General features: G+C 68.6%; 17 protein-coding genes. 7 read left to right on the top strand and 10 right to left on the bottom strand.

Going from position 1 to position 16,511, the window contains the following annotated elements:
• A partial coding sequence (gene ileS / locus VGE49_RS11200; RefSeq protein ID WP_331034633.1) for an isoleucine--tRNA ligase occupies window positions 1-2,736 on the top strand: 2,736 nt, incomplete at its 5' end.
• Window positions 2,737-2,784: 48 nt separating this feature from the next.
• On the opposite strand, the gene VGE49_RS11205 is transcribed toward ileS, so the two are convergent.
• Window positions 2,785-3,471 (bottom strand): 2OG-Fe(II) oxygenase, encoded by a 687-nt coding sequence (locus VGE49_RS11205; protein WP_331034634.1) that lies wholly within the window; start codon window positions 3,469-3,471, stop codon window positions 2,785-2,787.
• A 54-nt stretch (window positions 3,472-3,525) separates the two neighbouring features.
• Window positions 3,526-4,794, bottom strand: coding sequence for a flagella assembly cyclic-di-GMP phosphodiesterase TipF (gene tipF / locus VGE49_RS11210; protein ID WP_331034635.1), 1,269 nt, complete (start codon window positions 4,792-4,794; stop codon window positions 3,526-3,528).
• Window positions 4,795-4,904: 110 nt separating this feature from the next.
• Between tipF and VGE49_RS11215 the strand changes: the two genes are divergently transcribed.
• Both VGE49_RS11215 and VGE49_RS11220 read left to right on the top strand, forming a co-directional pair.
• Window positions 4,905-5,675: an SDR family NAD(P)-dependent oxidoreductase gene (locus VGE49_RS11215; protein ID WP_331034636.1), complete on the top strand. Its 771-nt coding sequence runs from the start codon at window positions 4,905-4,907 to the stop codon at window positions 5,673-5,675.
• 16 nt (window positions 5,676-5,691) lie between these two features.
• Window positions 5,692-6,594 carry a lysophospholipid acyltransferase family protein gene (locus tag VGE49_RS11220; protein ID WP_331034649.1) on the top strand — a complete coding sequence of 301 codons (903 nt, stop codon included), beginning with the start codon at window positions 5,692-5,694 and terminating at the stop codon, window positions 6,592-6,594.
• Here VGE49_RS11220 and VGE49_RS11225 read toward each other — a convergent pair.
• Both VGE49_RS11225 and VGE49_RS11230 read right to left on the bottom strand, forming a co-directional pair.
• Complete coding sequence (locus VGE49_RS11225; protein WP_331034637.1) at window positions 6,591-7,088, bottom strand: response regulator; 498 nt, start codon at window positions 7,086-7,088, stop codon at window positions 6,591-6,593. The genes VGE49_RS11220 and VGE49_RS11225 overlap by 4 nt on opposite strands.
• A 62-nt stretch (window positions 7,089-7,150) precedes the next feature.
• Window positions 7,151-7,360 carry a DUF2093 domain-containing protein gene (locus VGE49_RS11230; protein ID WP_331034638.1) on the bottom strand — a complete coding sequence of 70 codons (210 nt, stop codon included), beginning with the start codon at window positions 7,358-7,360 and terminating at the stop codon, window positions 7,151-7,153.
• 83 nt (window positions 7,361-7,443) lie between these two features.
• On the opposite strand from VGE49_RS11230, the gene VGE49_RS11235 reads away from it, so the two are divergent.
• The gene (locus VGE49_RS11235) at window positions 7,444-8,604 is read left to right on the top strand and encodes a DmpA family aminopeptidase (RefSeq protein ID WP_331034639.1); all 1,161 of its coding nucleotides are present in this window, start codon (window positions 7,444-7,446) and stop codon (window positions 8,602-8,604) included.
• A 48-nt stretch (window positions 8,605-8,652) separates the two neighbouring features.
• Here the strand turns inward: VGE49_RS11235 and xseA are convergent, their stop codons facing one another.
• Window positions 8,653-10,140, bottom strand: a complete 1,488-nt coding sequence (gene xseA, locus VGE49_RS11240) for an exodeoxyribonuclease VII large subunit (protein ID WP_331034640.1) — start codon at window positions 10,138-10,140, stop codon at window positions 8,653-8,655.
• 65 nt (window positions 10,141-10,205) lie between these two features.
• Between xseA and VGE49_RS11245 the strand changes: the two genes are divergently transcribed.
• Complete coding sequence (locus tag VGE49_RS11245; protein ID WP_331034641.1) at window positions 10,206-10,367, top strand: hypothetical protein; 162 nt, start codon at window positions 10,206-10,208, stop codon at window positions 10,365-10,367.
• A gap of 56 nt (window positions 10,368-10,423) precedes the next feature.
• The gene (gene purD / locus VGE49_RS11250; protein ID WP_331034642.1) at window positions 10,424-11,701 is read left to right on the top strand and encodes a phosphoribosylamine--glycine ligase; all 1,278 of its coding nucleotides are present in this window, start codon (window positions 10,424-10,426) and stop codon (window positions 11,699-11,701) included.
• A gap of 108 nt (window positions 11,702-11,809) precedes the next feature.
• Here the strand turns inward: purD and VGE49_RS11255 are convergent, their stop codons facing one another.
• The 3 genes from VGE49_RS11255 to VGE49_RS11265 form a co-directional block, all read right to left on the bottom strand.
• Complete coding sequence (locus VGE49_RS11255; RefSeq protein ID WP_331034643.1) at window positions 11,810-11,899, bottom strand: IPTL-CTERM sorting domain-containing protein; 90 nt, start codon at window positions 11,897-11,899, stop codon at window positions 11,810-11,812.
• Window positions 11,881-12,351 (bottom strand): hypothetical protein, encoded by a 471-nt coding sequence (locus VGE49_RS11260; protein WP_331034644.1) that lies wholly within the window; start codon window positions 12,349-12,351, stop codon window positions 11,881-11,883. Before VGE49_RS11260 ends, VGE49_RS11255 begins: the two co-directional genes overlap by 19 nt.
• Before the next feature lie 94 nt (window positions 12,352-12,445).
• Window positions 12,446-13,123 (bottom strand): murein L,D-transpeptidase catalytic domain-containing protein, encoded by a 678-nt coding sequence (locus VGE49_RS11265; RefSeq protein WP_331034645.1) that lies wholly within the window; start codon window positions 13,121-13,123, stop codon window positions 12,446-12,448.
• A gap of 149 nt (window positions 13,124-13,272) precedes the next feature.
• Here VGE49_RS11265 and VGE49_RS11270 point away from each other — a divergent pair, with 149 nt between their 5' ends.
• Window positions 13,273-14,589 carry a metal-dependent hydrolase family protein gene (locus VGE49_RS11270; protein ID WP_331034646.1) on the top strand — a complete coding sequence of 439 codons (1,317 nt, stop codon included), beginning with the start codon at window positions 13,273-13,275 and terminating at the stop codon, window positions 14,587-14,589.
• 51 nt (window positions 14,590-14,640) lie between these two features.
• Here the strand turns inward: VGE49_RS11270 and VGE49_RS11275 are convergent, their stop codons facing one another.
• Both VGE49_RS11275 and VGE49_RS11280 read right to left on the bottom strand, forming a co-directional pair.
• Window positions 14,641-15,834: a phosphoglycerate kinase gene (locus VGE49_RS11275; protein WP_331034647.1), complete on the bottom strand. Its 1,194-nt coding sequence runs from the start codon at window positions 15,832-15,834 to the stop codon at window positions 14,641-14,643.
• A 114-nt stretch (window positions 15,835-15,948) separates the two neighbouring features.
• Window positions 15,949-16,511, bottom strand: a 563-nt coding sequence (locus VGE49_RS11280; RefSeq protein ID WP_331034648.1) for a type I glyceraldehyde-3-phosphate dehydrogenase, incomplete at its 5' end; no start/stop codon positions are given.

The raw sequence follows: 16,511 nt of genomic DNA on the forward strand, positions 1-16,511 counted from the left end.
GTGCTGCACGACGGCCCGCCCTACGCCAACGGCGACATCCACATCGGCCACGCCCTGAACAAGACGCTGAAGGACTTCGTGGTCCGCTCGCGCTTCCTGCTGGGCTATGACGTCGACTACGTCCCCGGCTGGGACTGCCACGGCCTGCCGATCGAGTGGAAGATCGAGGAGCAGTTCCGCGCCAAGGGCCGCCGCAAGGACGAGGTGTCCAAGTCGGAGTTCCGCAAGGCCTGCCGCGAATACGCCGCCGGCTGGATCGACGTGCAGCGCGATCAGTTCAAGCGCCTGGGCATCACCGGCGACTTCGACAACCGCTACGCCACCATGGACTTCACGACCGAGGCGGCCATCGTCGCCGAGTTCCACAAGTTCAAGAACTCGGGTCAGCTGTATCGCGGCTCCAAGCCGGTGATGTGGTCGCCGGTCGAGCGCACGGCCCTGGCGGATGCAGAAGTCGAGTATCACGACCACGTCTCGCCGACGATCTGGGTCAAGTTCCCGGTGGTCGGCGCGACCGACAGCCACCCGGACGACCTGCTGTCCTTCCGCGCGGCCACGCCGTCGATCGTCATCTGGACGACCACGCCCTGGACCATCCCGGCCAACCGCGCCATCAGCTATGGCCCCGAGATCGCCTATGGCCTGTATGAGGTCACGGCCCTGGAAGAGGGCCTGGACTATGAGCCCTGGGCCAAGCCGGGCGACCGCTTCATCATCGCCGACAAGCTGGCCGAGGACGTGTTCAAGGCCGCCAAGATCAGCGGCTTCACCCGCGTCGACGCCATCAACCCCTCGGGTCTGGAATGCGCCCACCCGCTGGCGGCGCTGGACTCGGGCTACGGCTTCTCCGTGCCCCTGCTGGCTGGCGACCATGTGACCGATGACGCCGGCACCGGCTTTGTGCACACCGCGCCGGGTCACGGCGCGGACGACTACGCCGTCTGGCAGGCCCACGGCCACCGCGAGGTGCCGGACACGGTGGACGCCGACGGCGCCTATTACGAGCACGTCCCCCTGTTCGCCGGCCTCAAGGTGCTGGAGACCGAGGGCAAGAAGACCGGCAAGTTCGGCCCCGCCAACGGCGCGGTGATGGAAAAGCTGATCGAGGCCGGCAATCTTCTGGCGCGCGGCCGGATGGAGCACTCCTATCCGCACTCGTGGCGCTCCAAGGCTCCGATCATCTTCCGCAACACGCCCCAGTGGTTCATCCGCATGGACGAGCCGCTGGAGAACGGCGACACCCTGCGAGAGACGGCCCTGACCGCCGTCGACGCCACCGCCTTCCACCCGGCGGCGGGCAAGAACCGCATCCGCTCCATGGTCGAAGGCCGTCCTGACTGGCTGATCAGCCGTCAGCGCGCCTGGGGCACGCCCCTGGCCATGTTCGTGGACAAGCAGACGGGCCAGCCCCTGCATGACCCGGAAGTCGACGCCCGCATCCTGAAGGCCGTGTCCGAGGGCGGCGCCGACGCCTGGTTCGACCGGCCCGACGCCGACTTCCTGGGCGCGCACGACGCCGACCGCTTCGAGAAGGTCGAGGACATCCTCGACGTCTGGTTCGACTCCGGCTGCACCCACGCCTTCACGCTGGAAGCCCGCGATCCGGCTCACGGCTACACCGGCGACCGCCCCTCGCACTGGCCCGCCGACCTCTATCTGGAAGGCTCCGACCAGCACCGCGGCTGGTTCCAGTCCAACCTGCTGGAGGGGTCCGGCACGCGCGGCCGCGCGCCCTATGACGCTGTCCTGACCCATGGCTTCACCCAGGACGAGAACGGCGAGAAGATGTCGAAGTCGCGTGGCAACACCACCGACCCGGCCGTCGTCATCAAGGAGTCGGGCGCCGACATCCTGCGCCTCTGGGTCGCCCTGGTGGACTATGCCGAGGACCAGCGGATCGGGAAGCAGATCCTGCAGACCACGGTCGACGCCTATCGCAAGCTGCGCAACACCGTCCGCTATCTGCTGGGCGCCCTGAACGGTTTCGACGAGGCCGAACGCCTGTCCTACGACCAGATGCCGCCGCTGGAGCAGTTCATCCTGCACCGGCTGCACGAACTGGACGCTCAGGTCCGCGAGGCCTACCGCGACTATCGCTTCCAGGATGTGGTCCGTCCGGTGCTGGAGTTCTGCTCGGGCGACCTGTCGGCCCTGTATTTCGACGTGCGCAAGGACAGCCTCTATTGCGACCGTCCCGACAGCGTCCGCCGCCGCGCCGTCCGCACGGTGATGGACGAGGTCTTCAGCCGCCTGACCGCCTGGCTGGCTCCGCTGACCCCCTTCACCATGGAAGAGGCCTGGACCACGCGCTTCCCCGAAGCGGGCACCAACTGCGCCCGCGTCATCCCGGAAACGCCGGGCGAATGGCGCAATCCGGCTGAGGCCGAGCGTTGGGCCGGGGTCAACACGGTGCTGGAAGTGGTCAACGAGGCGCTGGAAGCGGCGCGTCGTGACAAGTTGATCGGCGGCGCCCTGGACGCCTGGCCGGTGGTCACGGCTCCGGCTGAACTGCTGGCGCCCTTCGACGGCCTGGACGCCGCCGAGGTCTTCCGCACCTCGGGCGCTGAACTGGTGGTGGGCGGCGACGCCGTCACCGTCGAGGTCAAGCTGGCCGACCATCCCAAGTGCGCTCGCTCGTGGCGCCGGGTGCCGGACGTCGGCTCTGACGCCGACTACCCCGACCTGTCGGCCCGCGACGCCGACGCCGTCCGCTGGCTGGACGCGCAGAAAGCCTGAGGATCAGGCCCCTTCGCTTCGGCGGAGGGGCCTTTTTCTTGAGCGGGTTCAGGCGGCGTCATGAAAGATCAGCCCCAGGGTCATCCGCTGGCCCGACCGCACCATGCTGACGCCGTGGCGCATCTGCACGCGGTAGTCGCCGCGCGTCCCCGCAACGGGGCGATCGCGTACGGCGAAGATCACCGCCTCGCCCTGTTTCAGCGGCACGACATGGGCCTGGGACTGCGAGCGGGGCTTCTGCTCTACCAGCACGAATTCGCCGCCCTGAAACGCCCCCGGATCGCTGAGCAGGATGGCCGCCTGCAACGGGAAGACCAGGTCGCCGTAGAGGTCCTGATGCAGCCGGTTGTAGTCGCCGGGGCCGTAGCGCAGCATCAGCGAGGTCGGCCGCGTCTGCCCCGCCGCCCGGCATTGGGCGGTCAACTCATCGAGACTGTCGGGAAAGCCCGGACGCTCCAGCCGCGCCGCCCAGTCGTCAGCGATCGGCGCCAGACCGGCATAGAGCCGCGCCCGCAGCCGGGGCAGGGGATCGGGCAGGGGATTGGCGAAATACTGATACTCGCCCTGACCAAAGCCGTGGCGCTGCATGACGATGCGGCTGCGGAACCGCTCGGGCTGGTCGTAGAGGGCCTGCAGGGCCTCGCAGGTCGCGGGCGTCAGCAACGGCCCGACCAAGGCCCAGCCTTGGGCGTTCAGGTCATCGGCGATGCGGGGCCAGTCGAGGGTGTCGGTCATGGGCGTCAAAGACGCTGGCTGAGGCGGCCTGTCTGGCGGCTTTCGGCTGTGGGATCACAACCGGCGGCGCTGCTCGGCCGATTTCAACGTCGAGCGGACGAACTCGACCGGGGGGTCGGTCTCGGCCAGGACGGCTTCCTTGATGGCGCGCGGCTCGCCGAACAGGTGGCCCTGGCCCATGCCGACGTCCAGTTCGAGGATATCGACCACCTGCTTCTCGCTCTCGACCTTCTCGGCGATCAGTTCCAGGCCATAGCGGCGGGTCAGAGGGGCGAAGTCGGCGGCCTGGATGTCGGGCTGGGTCGGCAGGGGCGCGGCGCCGTCCAGGTCCAGCAGTTGTTCGATCAGCAGGTCGGCGGCGATCTTGATGAAGCGCACGTCCGAGCGTTGCAGGTCGGCGAAGTCCAGATCCAGCGTCTGCACCTTGTCGATGGAGAAGCGGAAGCCCAGGTCAGCCAGCTTGGCCATGTTGCGGGCCTCGGCGGCGCCGCGCGCGTCAAAGGTCGCCTGACCCAGTTCGAAGATCAAGGCGTCCTTCAGATCGCGGTTCTGGCTGAGGAAGTCGAGGAACTGCGGGAAGAAGGTCTCGTCGCCCAGCGAGGCCAGGGAAATGTTGCAGAAGACCCCGACCTTGCGGTCCTGACGCGCCAGACGCCGCACGATCTGGGCGCAGCGGAACAGCAGCAGGTTGTCGATGGCGGGCAGCAGACCCTCGCCCTCGGCCACCGACAGGTATTCGGCCGGCATCATGACCCGGTTGGACGGATCGCGCAGGCGGGTGAAGCTCTCGTAGAAGACGGTCCGGCGCTGCGGCAGGGTGACGACCGGCTGCAGGTAAAGATCGATGCGGTTTTCCGTCAGGGCGTCGTGGACGGTCTTCAGCAGGGTGTTCGACTGGACCTGACGACGGCCCTCATAGGTGTCGGCGGTGATGGGCGAGGTCGACAGGCGCTCGTCGATCGACTCGCTCATCTGCTGGATCAGGCCCTCCAGCATCCGCACTTCGCCGGTCAGGGCCTCGGTTTTGGACAGGGCGCCGCTTTCGATGGCCTGGGCCAGTTCGGTCAGGGCGCCTTGGGTCGACTCCATCGCATCGGCCAGCAGGCGGTGCGCTTCACGGACCTTGGCGATCTCCTTGCGCAGGGCGCGGCGGTCCAGAACCCCGGCGATGACGGCGTGTAGCCCGACCAGGACGCCCAGCGACCCCAGAACCCCGGCGGCGCCCGCGCCTGCGCCCATACCGGCGCGCCAGATCGCCGCCCCGATGGTCAGGGCGAGGAACAGGTAGCCGAAGAACAGAAAACCGCCGGTAATCTTGCGCATGGGGCCGGTGTTGAGCCGCCTTTCCATATGGAATCGGCCGAGTATCGGTCTAACTAGAGATAACGGCTAGGGTTGGGACGCAGAAATCCGGCCATAAGGGAGGTTAACGCATGGAATTGTTCGATCTGAGCGGCAAGGTCGCGGTCATCACCGGCTCTTCCAAGGGCATAGGCAAGGCGATCGCAGAGCGTTTGGCCGAGCATGGCGCGCGCGTCGTCATTTCCTCGCGCAAGGCCGGGCCGTGCGAAGAGGTCGCTGGCGCGATCAACGCCAGGCACGGCGCGGGCCGCGCCATCGCGATTCCGGCCAATATCGCCTCGAAAGAAGACCTGCAGCGGCTGGTGGACGAGACCAACGCCGCCTTCGGCCAGATCGACATCCTGGTCTGCAACGCCGCGACCAATCCCTACGCCGGGCCGATGGCGGGCATCGCCGACGACCAGTTCGAGAAGATCCTTCAGAACAACGTCATCTCCAACCACTGGTTGATCCAGATGGTCGCGCCGCAGATGCTGGAGCGCAAGGACGGGACGATCCTGATCATCTCCTCGATCGGGGGCTTGCGCGGCAACGCCCTGATCGGCGCTTACAACATCTCCAAGGCCGCCGACATGCAGCTGGCGCGCAATCTGGCGGTGGAATACGGGCCGTCGAACGTGCGCGTGAACTGCATCGCGCCGGGCCTGGTCCAGACCGACTTCGCCAAATACCTGTGGGAGAACCCCGAACTGCTGAAAACCGTGACCGAACCGGCGCCGCTGAAAAGGATCGGCCAGCCTGATGAAATCGCGGGCACGGCGGTCTATCTGTGCAGCCCTGCCTCGGCCTATGTGACCGGGCAGACTCTTGTGGTGGACGGCGGACTGACGATTGCCTGGTGACAATAGCAAGACCTCGTTGGGTCAGGACCTGAGCTGGCGGCTGGAAGCCCTGGCCTTCAAGGGGCTGTTCGCCTTCCTGAGGGCGCTGGGCGTCGAGGGGGCTTCCGGCTTCGGCGGCAAGCTGCTGCGCTGCTTGGGGCCGCTGACGGGAACGCACAAGACGGTGACGCGCAACCTGCGCATCGCCTTCCCCGACATGGACGCGGCTGAGCGCGAGCGGCTGGCCGTGGATCAGTGGGAGCAGACCGGCCGCACCTTCGCCGAGCTGGCGGTCATGGATCGCCTGACCCCGGAAAGCGGCCGCATCGACATCGTCGGCCTGGAACGGCTGCACGCGGTGCGCGACAGCGGCAAGCCGGTGGTGCTGATCTCGGGCCACCTGGCCAATTTCGAGGTCATGGCGGCGGTCATCATGGCGGCGGGCGTGCCCTGCCAGGTCACTTATCGCGCGGCCAACAACCCCTATGTCGACGCCCTGATCCGTGAGAGCCGCGAGCGTTACGGCATCAAGCTGTTCGCGCCCAAGGGCGACGGCACACGCGAGCTGATGGCGGGGATGAAGCGCGGCGAGTCCATCGCCCTGCTGGTCGATCAGAAATACAGCCAGGGGCCGGAGGTCGAGTTCTTCGGCCAGCCGGTCAACGCCTCGCCGGGCGCGGCGCGTCTGGCGCTGAAGTTCGGGACGGTGATGCAGCCCCTGTCGGTGACGCGCCTGCCAGGCGTCCGCTTCCGCGTCACGGCGCATGAGCCCATCAAGGTGCCGGACACGGGCGACAAGGCCGCCGACGTGTTGGAGGGGATCCAGGCCGTCAATCGCTTCGTCGAGGAGCGGGTCAAGGAGCACCCTGTGGACTGGTTCTGGGTCCATAAGCGTTGGCCGCCCAAGGTCTATGAGGCGATCAGGGCCTCCGAGGCCTAGTCGATCACCGCGTCGCCCGCGCGTCGGAACGGCCCCGTATAGCTATCCGCATGGGTTCGGCGACGGTCCGGACCGAAATAGCCGCCGCCGCGGATGAAGGGGCGGGGGCGCAGGATCACGGCCTCGATGCGCGCCAGAAGGGCGGGGGCGTTCACCGGCTTGGCCACGAACTCGGTCACGCCCGCGTCGCGCGCCTCGGTCACGCGGCGCTTTTCCGAATGGCCGGTCATCATGATGATCGGCAGGTAGGGATTGGGGCTGTCGGGCGCGGTGCGGATCAGTTGGGTGAAGGTGACGCCGTCCACCGGCAGCATCCGGAAGTCGACGATCGCCAGATCCGCCGGACGCGTCTTCAGCGCCTCCAGCGCGGCGGAACCGTCATCGACTTCGCGCACCCGGGTGACGCCGATCGACTTCAGCATGGCGCTGACGATGGCGCGCATGTTCGGATTGTCGTCGGCCAGCAGGATGTCGAGCGATTGCAGGGCGGACATGGGAACACGACACGATCTGGGGCGTCGGACGACGCCAGACGGAAAATAGCTGGGGCGTGGAATCAGCCGCGTTCGGCCGCCATGAACTCCAGCGGGCTGGCGTAGGCTTCCTGACGCTCTACCGACCAATAGCGCAGTGCGGCCAGCGGGATGGCCAAGCCGCTGACGGCGCAGATCACGTAGGCGCCGGGGCGCAGCACGGCGAATTCGCCGTCGCCGTAGTGGAGCGTGGCGGGGGAAGGCGAAACGGGCGGAACAGCAGGCGTCGTCATGGGCCGATGATAGGCACGGCTTGGCGCGCGAGACGAGGGCGAATCGTTGTCATTTGAAAACAAGTCGATGACAGGAGCCGCCGATGATCCGCCGATATTCCCTGCCGACCGCCCTGGCCCTGGCCGCGACGCTGGCCGGCGCGCCGGCGGCGGCGCAATCGAGTGAGATGCGACCGACGATTCGCGACCTGGGCCGGGCGCCCGGCGTCCTGTCGCCGGGGCCGCTGAACGCCATCACCGACGTGGCGGGCGTGCGGGTGGGGCAGGTGACGCTGCGCTCGGGCGACAGCGTGCGCACCGGGGTGACGGCGGTCCTGCCCCACGGCGGCGACCTGTTCCGCGACAAGGTTCCGGCGGGCCTGTCGGTGGCCAACGGCTTCGGCAAGCTGGCGGGCGCGACCCAGATCAGGGAACTGGGCGAGATCGAGACGCCGATCGTCCTGACCAACACCCTGTCGGTGGCGCGCGGGATCGACGGAATTCTGGACTGGACGCTGAAGCAGCCGGGGCATGAGGACATCCGCTCGGTCAACGCCGTGGTGGGCGAGACCAACGACGGCGGGCTGAACGACATTCGCGCGCGGGTGGTGACGGCCGCCGACGTGGTGCGGGCCATCGAGACGGCGGTCGGCGGCCCGGTCGAGCAAGGGGCGGTCGGAGCCGGGACGGGGACCATCGCCTTCGGGTTCAAGGGCGGGATCGGCACCAGCTCGCGCAAGCTGCCCGCCAGTCTCGGCGGTTTCACCGTGGGGGTGCTGGTGCAGTCCAACTTCGGCGGGGTGCTGAGCATGGACGGCACGCCCGTCGGCGTGCCGCTGGGCCGCTACTTCCTGCGGCAAGAGGTCGAGGCCGAACGCGCCGACGGCTCCATCATGATCGTGGTGGCCACCGACGCCCCCCTGTCGGACCGCAATCTGGAGCGGCTGGCCGACCGCGCCTTCGCCGGTCTGGCGCGGACGGGGGCGGCGTTTTCCAACGGGTCCGGCGACTACGCCATGGCCTTCTCCACCAACGAGGGCGTGCGGCGCACCCCGGAGCGGCGGGCGGGGCAGGCGATGGTGGACGACTGGCCCAACGACCGGATGTCGCCCCTGTTCGTCGCCGTGGCCGAGGCGACCGAAGAGGCCATCCTCAACTCCCTGCTGAAGGCGGAGACCACGACCTCGGTGATCGACGGTCAACCGGTGATGGTCGAGGCGCTGGACATGGAGATGGTGAAGGGGCTGCTGGAAGCGGGGCGCTAGGTTCCGCCTTCCGCTCATCCCCGCCTCCGCGGGGATGAGCGGAAGGGGTTAGAACAGGTCGCCCTGTCCGGTTGTCGGCGGTTTCGGGCGCGGCGCCGGCTTGGGCGCAGGCGGCGTGACCGGCGCCACACGTGGCGCAGTCCCTTCGCCATCAATCGTCGCCCCCCTGGCGCCGTCGCCGAAGACGATGCGCACCGCCTGACCGGGCGACAGGGCGGCGGCCGCGGCGATCATGGCCCCCGCCGCGTCCTCGATGCGGGCGAATCCGGGCTTGGGCCGCTTGGGGTCCAAGGTGGCCAAGGCGCGCGACAGGGCGGACAGCCGGGTCTCGTCGCGATCCAGCCGGCGCTTCATGGCCGGGCCGAAGCGATCGGCATAGGCGGCCATGCGGTCGCCGCGCCGTTCGATGGCGCGGTCCAGCAGACCCTTGGACAGACGCCCGCCGATCACGGCCAACTGACGCTCATGGACGGCGACGTTGCGGTGCAGGCCGGAACCCAGGCGGCTGGCGGCGTGGTCGAGGCGTTGTTGCGGCAGGGCCAGCAGGTCCTCGGGGCGGGCAGGCAGGCCGCGCGCGGCGGCGCGCAGACGGGTGCGGCGGTCCTCCAGCAGGCGCGATCCGGCGCGGCCCAGACGGCCCTCCAGATCGCTCAGAGCCCAACGCAGGTCGGCCAGAACCGGGGTGGCGATCTCGGCGGCCCCGGTCGGCGTGGGCGCGCGACGGTCGGAGACGAAGTCGATCAGGGTGGTGTCGGTCTCGTGCCCCACGGCCGAGATGATGGGGATGCGGGCCTCGGCCACGGTGCGGGCCAGGGCCTCGTCGTTGAAGCACCACAGGTCCTCGACCGAGCCGCCGCCGCGCGCCACGATCAGCAGGTCGGGGCGGGGGATGGGGCCATCGGGCGTCATCTGGTCGAAGCCGCGAATGGCGTTGGCCACCTGACCGCTGGCGGCGTCGCCCTGCACCACGACCGGCCAGACGATGACGCGGCAGGGCCAGCGTTCGGCGATGCGGTGCAGGATGTCGCGGATCACCGCCCCGGTCGGGCTGGTGATGACGCCGATGGTCGCGGGAAAGGTCGGCAGGGGCTTCTTGCGCGACGGCTCGAACAGGCCCTCGTCGCGCAGCCGCGCCTTCAGCCGTTCCAGCTGGGCCAGCAGGGCGCCGGCGCCCGCCGGCTCCATGCTTTCGATGACGATCTGATAGGAGGATCGGGCCGGGTAGGAGGTGATCTTGCCGGTGACGATGACTTCCAGCCCGCTTTCCGGCTGGGCGCCCAGACCCTTGACCACGCCCTTCCAGATGACGCCGTCGATGGCCGCCTTGTCGTCCTTGAGCGTCAGATAGACATGGCCCGAGGCATGGCGGTTCACCTTGGATATCTCGCCGCGCAGCCGGACGTGACCGAAGCGGTCCTCCAGCGTGCGCTTCAGCGCGAAGCTGAGTTCCGAGATCGACAGGGGCGGATTGTTGTCGCGCGCGGCGGCGGGCGCCTCGGCGGGGCCTTCGAAAGCATAGTCGTCGTCAAAGCTCATGAAGGCACCTTAGCCTCTGCCGCGGGCGGCGGGAACGGGGCGCAGACCTGGCCGTTAGCTGCACCATGGACCCCGCCGATCCCCCCGGAACCGATCCCGCCGAGCGCGCGCCGCGCGAGGATGAACTGTCGCGGCGCAGCAACGCTCCGGCCGTCAGCCCCTGGCTGGCGGTGTTCGTCATCCTGCTGCTGGGCTTGCTCATCTACGTCGGCCTGGCCCTGCTTTAGGCCGCTAACCCTTTCCCCCGCTTGACCCGGACGGCCGGGGCGGTCATTGCGCGCGTATGAACATTCTGCTCGTCGGATCCGGAGGGCGTGAACACGCCCTGGCCTGGAAGATCGCCCAGTCGCCGCTGGTCAAGCGGCTTGTCGCCGCGCCCGGCAATCCCGGCATGGCCAAGCACGCCGAGCTGAAGCCGGAGATCAAGGCGACCGACGCCGACGCCCTGGTCGCTCTGGCGCGCGAGATGAAGGCGGACCTGGTCGTGGTCGGGCCGGAATCGGCCCTGGCTGAGGGTCTGGCCGACAGGCTCAACACCGTGGGCATTCCCTGTTTCGGTCCGACGGCCAAGGCGGCGCAGCTGGAAACCTCCAAGGCCTTCTCCAAGGCCTTCCTGGAGCGGCACGGCATTCCGACCGCCGGCTATGGCGTCTATGACCGCGTGGCCGACGCCAAGGCGGCGCTGAACGTGTTCAAGCCGCCCTATGTCATCAAGGCCGACGGTCTGGCGGCGGGCAAGGGCGTGGCCATCAGCCCCGACAAGGCGGACGCCGAGGCCGAGATCGAACGGATGCTGGGCGGGCGCTTCGGCTCGGCCGGATCGCGCGTCGTCATCGAGGAGTTCATGGACGGCGAGGAAGGCTCGCTGTTCGCCCTGTCCGACGGCAAGCAGGCCGTCCTGTTCGGCGGCGCCCAGGACCACAAGCGCGCCTTCGACGGCGACATGGGGCCGAACACGGGCGGCATGGGCGCCTATTCGCCGGCGCCGGTCTTCACGCCGGAACTGGTGCAGGCCGCCAACGACCGGATTGTTCAGCCGACCATCGCCAAGATGGCCGCCGAGGGCGCGCCCTATCGCGGCGTCCTTTACGCCGGTCTGATGGCGACCAGCGAAGGCCCCAAGGTGGTCGAGTTCAACGCCCGCTTCGGCGACCCGGAATGCCAGGTGCTGATGATGCGCTTCGACGGCGACATCGTGCCCCTGCTGCTGGCCTGCGCGCGCGGCGACCTGTCGAAGGCGCCGGCCCCCCGGTTCAAGGACGGGGTGGTCATCACCGTGGTTCTGGCGGCCAAGGGCTATCCCGACAGCCCGCTGGAGGGCTCGGTCATTCGCGGCGCCGATCAGGACTTCGGCCCCCACGTCCAGGTCTTCCATGCGGGGACCAAGAAGCGCGCGGACGGGACCCTGGTCGCGGCCGGCGGGCGAGTGTTGAACGTCTGCGCCTATGGCGCCGACATCGCCGAGGCGCGCGCTCGGGCCTATGAAGCCATCGCCAAGATCGACTGGCCGGGCGGCTTCCATCGCACCGACATCGGCTGGCGCGCGCTGGAGCCGCGCTAAGCGGCTCAAAGAAGGATGGAGCCTCGCTAAGCGGCTCTGGAAAGAATGCGGCCGCGCTAAGCGGGCAAGCGGGGTTGGGCGACGCTTGGCCGCCGAACCGTTCAGGACTCAGACCGACAGGGTGCGGCGGCGCTGGATCATCAGCGCGGCCCCGCCCGCCAGGGCCAGGGCGAAGCCGATCATCGCCCATTCGCCCATGGTCGGGACGGCGGCGGGGGCGGGCGCGGCGTTGTGACAATGACGGAGTAGCCGCCCTTGGTGATGTTCGTGTCGAATGTCGTGACGCCGGTCAGCGCATAGCCATCCGCATTGGCGGGGGCCCAGAAGTTGATGTCGATGATCGTGCCGCCGTCGCGCACAAAGACGACGCCGCTCAACTGGCCGCGGTTGAAGGTGGTGGAGGCGGGGGCGCCGCCGAGGTTGTTGAAGGTCAGGGTGGCCGACACCAGTTCCGCAGGAACGACGAGGGAATCGATAAGATCCGCATCGGTAAGGGTCGAATTCGCCATTTCCAGCGTCGCCGTGCCGGTCACGCCGCCAGCTGCGGTGAAGCTGCGATGGATGGTGTAGGTCTGCGCCAGGGCGGCGGGCGCGGCCAGCAGAGTCGCGGCGGCGAAGACGACGCCGATCAGGCGACGCAGGATGGACAATGATATGAGATCAGCCCCTAAGGGAAACGAAGGTTTCCCAAAACGAGGCGTCTATCTAGCGGTCACCGTTTAAGGTCAAGCTTAAGCTTGACCGTTACGCCATGGCGAACAGCAGCCGGCCTTCGCCCATGCGTTCGCGCAGGGGCGCCAGGTCGGCGTGCGACACCGAGAAGCAGCCGTAGGAGCGACCCAGCTTGCCCTCGCGGGCCAGGAAGGCCGGGTCGGCGTAGTCGGCGCCGTGGATGATGATGGCGCGTTCGCGGGCGCGGTCGTTGGAATACTCCAGCCCATCCAGCAGGACGTTCGGCCCCTGTTGCGAGCCCCAGCTGGCCCCCGCGGTGGCGAAGGCGCCGATGGAGGACATATGGCTGTCCATCTCGTTCGAGAAACGCTGGGCGAAGCCCGAGTGCGCCGGGTCCGAGCCGCGGCCGTGGCTGGTGCGATAGGCCGTGACCCAGCCGCCTTCCAGATCGACCTCATAGAGGCGGTCCTCGCCCGAGAACTTCTGGAAATCGACCAGATACATCCGGTCGCGCTTGCTGATCTTGCGGCCGTGGGTGTCCAGTGCGGCGTGGGCGCGTTCCAGCAAATCCTTGCGGACGATCCCGTGCGGGTCGATGGCGGGGCTCGCGGCCTTGACGAGCGAAACCGGCTGCGGCGTCACGGTCGGGACCGGCGCGACGGGAAGGCTGGCAGGCGCGGCGCCGGCGAGTTGAACGGTGGAGGCGGCGGAGGAGCACCCCGCCAACAGGGCCGAACCGCCCAAGATCAAGCCACGTCTGGAAAGCCGCATGCGACGCCCCTCGCACGATTTAAACAACTGTATCGGCTTGTTTCACAAAGCCCCGTAACGACGCAACCTGAGCCTTGGCGAAAGCCGACGACCCGCTAAGGTGCCGTCAGTAATTCTGGGAGGGACCGATGAAGAAACTGGCTCTGATTGTGACCGTCGCCGTTCTGGCGGCCACGTCCGCACAGGCGCGACAAGCCCCTGCGGCCGCTGCCGTTTCCGCCGAGCAGCCGACGACGTTCGTTCAAGTGGGGCGGCTTCTGGCCGATCCCGCCAGCGGGCGGGTGCTGCGCGATAAAACTCTCGTGATCAGAGGGAACCAGGTCGTCGAAATCCGCGACGGTTTCGTCGGCGACGGAAAAGTGATCGATCTGCGCGGCGCCTTCGTCCTGCCCGGCCTGATCGACAGCCACGTCCACCTGACCAGCCAGCAGAGCCCGACCTCGCGTCTGGACAATGTGACGGAGTCCGAGGCTGCCCAGGCCATGATCGGCGCGCGCTACGCCCGCCGCACCCTGAACGCCGGCTTCACCACCGTCGCCGACCTGGGGGCCAGCAACGAGGCCATCTTCGCCCTGCGCGACGCCGTGCGGCGCGGCGACGTGCCGGGGCCGCGCATCATCGCGGCGGGCTCGGCCGTGTCGGTCCACGGCGGTCACGGCGACATCAACGGCTATCGCGAAGACATCATGCATGTCCTGTCGCCGGAAAGCGTCTGCTCGGGCGTCGAGGACTGCATGCGCGCGGTCCGCACCCAGGTCCGCAGCGGCGCCGACATCATCAAGATCACCGCCACCGGCGGCGTCCTGTCCAATACGGCGGCGGGCCTGGCCCAGCAGTTCAGCGAGGACGAACTGGCCGCCATCGTCGCCTCGGCCCACCGCATGGGGCGTCAGGTCACGGCTCACGCCCACGGCGTCGACGGCATCAACGCCTTCCTGAAGGCGGGCGGCGATTCCATCGAGCACGGCACCTATCTGGACGACGAGTCCATGCGCCTGTTCAAGGCGCACAACGCCTGGCTGGTCCCGACCCTGATGGCCGGGGATTATGTGGCGCGCGTCGCCGCCAGCCCCGACAACTTCTTCACCCCGGCCCAGACGGCCAAGGCGCTGGAGATCGGACCCCGCATGGTGGACATGGCGCGCCGGGCGCACGACGGCGGCGTTCGCATCGCTTTCGGCACCGACTCGGGCGTCTCGGCCCACGGCGACAACGCCCGGGAGTTCGCGCTTCTGGTGCGCGCCGGCCTGACGCCGCTGGAGGCCATTCAGGCCGCCACGGTCGGCGCCGCCGAACACCTGAAGATCTCGAACGAGGCCGGTCGTCTGGCGCCGGGCATGCCCGCCGACCTGATCGCGGTTTCGGGCGACCCGCTGAGCGACGTCACCGAAATGGAACGCGTGCGCTTCGTGATGAAGGGCGGTCAGGTCTTCCGCGCCGACTGACCTGCTTCGGCATAACCCGTCCTTCTCGGCGAGAAGGACGGGGATCGGCCGTTAGGCGCGCAGGGCCTCGACGCCCGGCAGGACCTTGCCCTCCATCCATTCCAGGAAGGCGCCGCCGGCGGTGGAGACGAAGGTCATGTCGTCGGCCGTGCCCGCGTGGTTCAGGGCCGCGACGGTGTCGCCGCCGCCGGCCACGGCGACCAGCTTGCCGGCGTGGGCGAGTTCGGCGGCGTGCTTGGCGGCGGCCACGGTGGCCTTGTCGAAGGGCGGAACCTCGAACACGCCCAGCGGGCCATTCCAGATCAGGGTCCTGGACAGGTCCATGGCGCGGGTCAGGCGGGCGACGGTTTCAGGACCAGCGTCCAGGATCAGGTCGTCGGCGGCGATGCGGTCCAGGGCGCGCACGCCCGACTCGATGCCCGGCTTCACGCCCTTGGCGACCACGACGTCGACCGGCAGCAGCAGCTCGCAGCCCTTCTGACGGGCTTCCTCGATGATCTCGAGCGCGGTGGCGGCCAGGTCCTTCTCGCACAGCGACCCGCCGACATCGACGCCCTGGGCGAACAGGAAGGTGTTGGCCATGCCGCCGCCGATGGCCAGGTAGTCCAGCTTGGCGACCAGGTTCTTCAGCAGGTCCAGCTTGGTCGAGACCTTGGCCCCGCCGACGATGCCGATGACCGGCTTCTGCGGGGCGCCGAGGGCGGCGTCCAGCGCCGACAGCTCGCGCGCCATGGCGCAGCCGGCATAGGCGGGCAGCAGGCGGGCCAGGCCCTCGGTCGAGGCGTGGGCGCGGTGCGCGGCCGAGAAGGCGTCATTGACGTAGAGGTCGCCCAGTTCCGCCAGTTGGGCGGCGAAGGCCGGGTCGTTCTTTTCCTCGCCCTTGTGGAAGCGGACGTTTTCCAGCAGCAGCACGCCGCCGGCGTCCAGATCAGCCACGGCGGCCTTGGCCTCGTCGCCCACGCAGTCGTCGGCGAAGCGGACGGGGCCGTGCAGCAACAGCTCCAGCGGCTCGACCACGGGGCGCAGGCTCATCGAGGCCACGCGCTCGCCCTTGGGCCGGTCGAAGTGGGCCAGCAGGACGACCTTGGCGCCGGCTTCGCGCAGACGGTGGATGGTCGGCAGGGCGGCCTTCAGACGGGTGTCGTCGCCGACCTTGCCGCCCTCCATCGGCACGTTGAAGTCCACGCGGACCAGAGCGGTCTGGCCGGACAGGTCAGCGGCGTCGTCGAGGGTGCGGAAGGTCATGGGGAGAATCCGTCTTGGAATGTGGGGCCTTGGCCCGTCGTCTTGAAACAAGGGGCCCTCAGCCGATCGGCGAGAGCCCCTTGATAGGTCACTGGTTGATCTGGCGCGAGCCGATCAGAGGAACTTGGCCATCACCAGGGCGGTGTCGGCCATGCGGGTCGCGAAGCCCCACTCGTTGTCGTACCAGCTGAGGACGCGGGCCAGCTTGCCGTCGATGACTTGCGTCTGCGGCAGGGCGGCGGTTGACGAGGCGGCGATGTGGTTCAGGTCCGACGAGACCAGCGGGTCGGTCGTGGTGAACAGGACGCCGTTCATCGGGCCGTCAGCGGCGGCTTGCAGGGCGGCGTTGATTTCCTCGACGGTCACGTCGCGGGCGGCGACGACCTTCAGGTCGACGACCGAGACGTTCGGGGTCGGGACGCGGATCGACGAGCCGTCCAGCTTGCCCTTCAGTTCCGGCAGGACCAGGCCCAGGGCCTTGGCGGCGCCGGTCGAGGTCGGGATCATGGACAGGGCGGCGGCGCGACCGCGGTACGGGTCCTTGTGCATCGTATCCAGCGTCGGCTGGTCGCCGGTGTAGGCGTGGATGGTGGTCATGTAGCCGCGCTCGATGCCGAACAGGTCGTTCAGCACCTTGGCCACCGGGGCCAGGGCGTTGGTGGTGCACGAGCCGTTCG

It is taken from the genome of Brevundimonas sp., from assembly GCF_036405315.1.
GTDB lineage: Bacteria > Pseudomonadota > Alphaproteobacteria > Caulobacterales > Caulobacteraceae > Brevundimonas.

Bases quoted from the DNA above. Each gene is read 5' to 3' on its own strand.
- VGE49_RS11205 (WP_331034634.1), bottom strand. From the start codon at position 3,471: ATGACCGACACCCTCGACTGGCCCCGCATCGCCGATGACCTGAACGCC.
- tipF (WP_331034635.1), bottom strand. From the start codon at position 4,794: ATGCGCAAGATTACCGGCGGTTTTCTGTTCTTCGGCTACCTGTTCCTC.
- VGE49_RS11215 (WP_331034636.1), top strand. From the start codon at position 4,905: ATGGAATTGTTCGATCTGAGCGGCAAGGTCGCGGTCATCACCGGCTCT.
- VGE49_RS11225 (WP_331034637.1), bottom strand. From the start codon at position 7,088: ATGTCCGCCCTGCAATCGCTCGACATCCTGCTGGCCGACGACAATCCG.
- VGE49_RS11230 (WP_331034638.1), bottom strand. From the start codon at position 7,360: ATGACGACGCCTGCTGTTCCGCCCGTTTCGCCTTCCCCCGCCACGCTC.
- VGE49_RS11235 (WP_331034639.1), top strand. From the start codon at position 7,444: ATGATCCGCCGATATTCCCTGCCGACCGCCCTGGCCCTGGCCGCGACG.
- xseA (WP_331034640.1), bottom strand. From the start codon at position 10,140: ATGAGCTTTGACGACGACTATGCTTTCGAAGGCCCCGCCGAGGCGCCC.
- VGE49_RS11245 (WP_331034641.1), top strand. From the start codon at position 10,206: ATGGACCCCGCCGATCCCCCCGGAACCGATCCCGCCGAGCGCGCGCCG.
- purD (WP_331034642.1), top strand. From the start codon at position 10,424: ATGAACATTCTGCTCGTCGGATCCGGAGGGCGTGAACACGCCCTGGCC.
- VGE49_RS11255 (WP_331034643.1), bottom strand. From the start codon at position 11,899: ATGGGCGAATGGGCGATGATCGGCTTCGCCCTGGCCCTGGCGGGCGGG.
- VGE49_RS11270 (WP_331034646.1), top strand. From the start codon at position 13,273: ATGAAGAAACTGGCTCTGATTGTGACCGTCGCCGTTCTGGCGGCCACG.
- VGE49_RS11275 (WP_331034647.1), bottom strand. From the start codon at position 15,834: ATGACCTTCCGCACCCTCGACGACGCCGCTGACCTGTCCGGCCAGACC.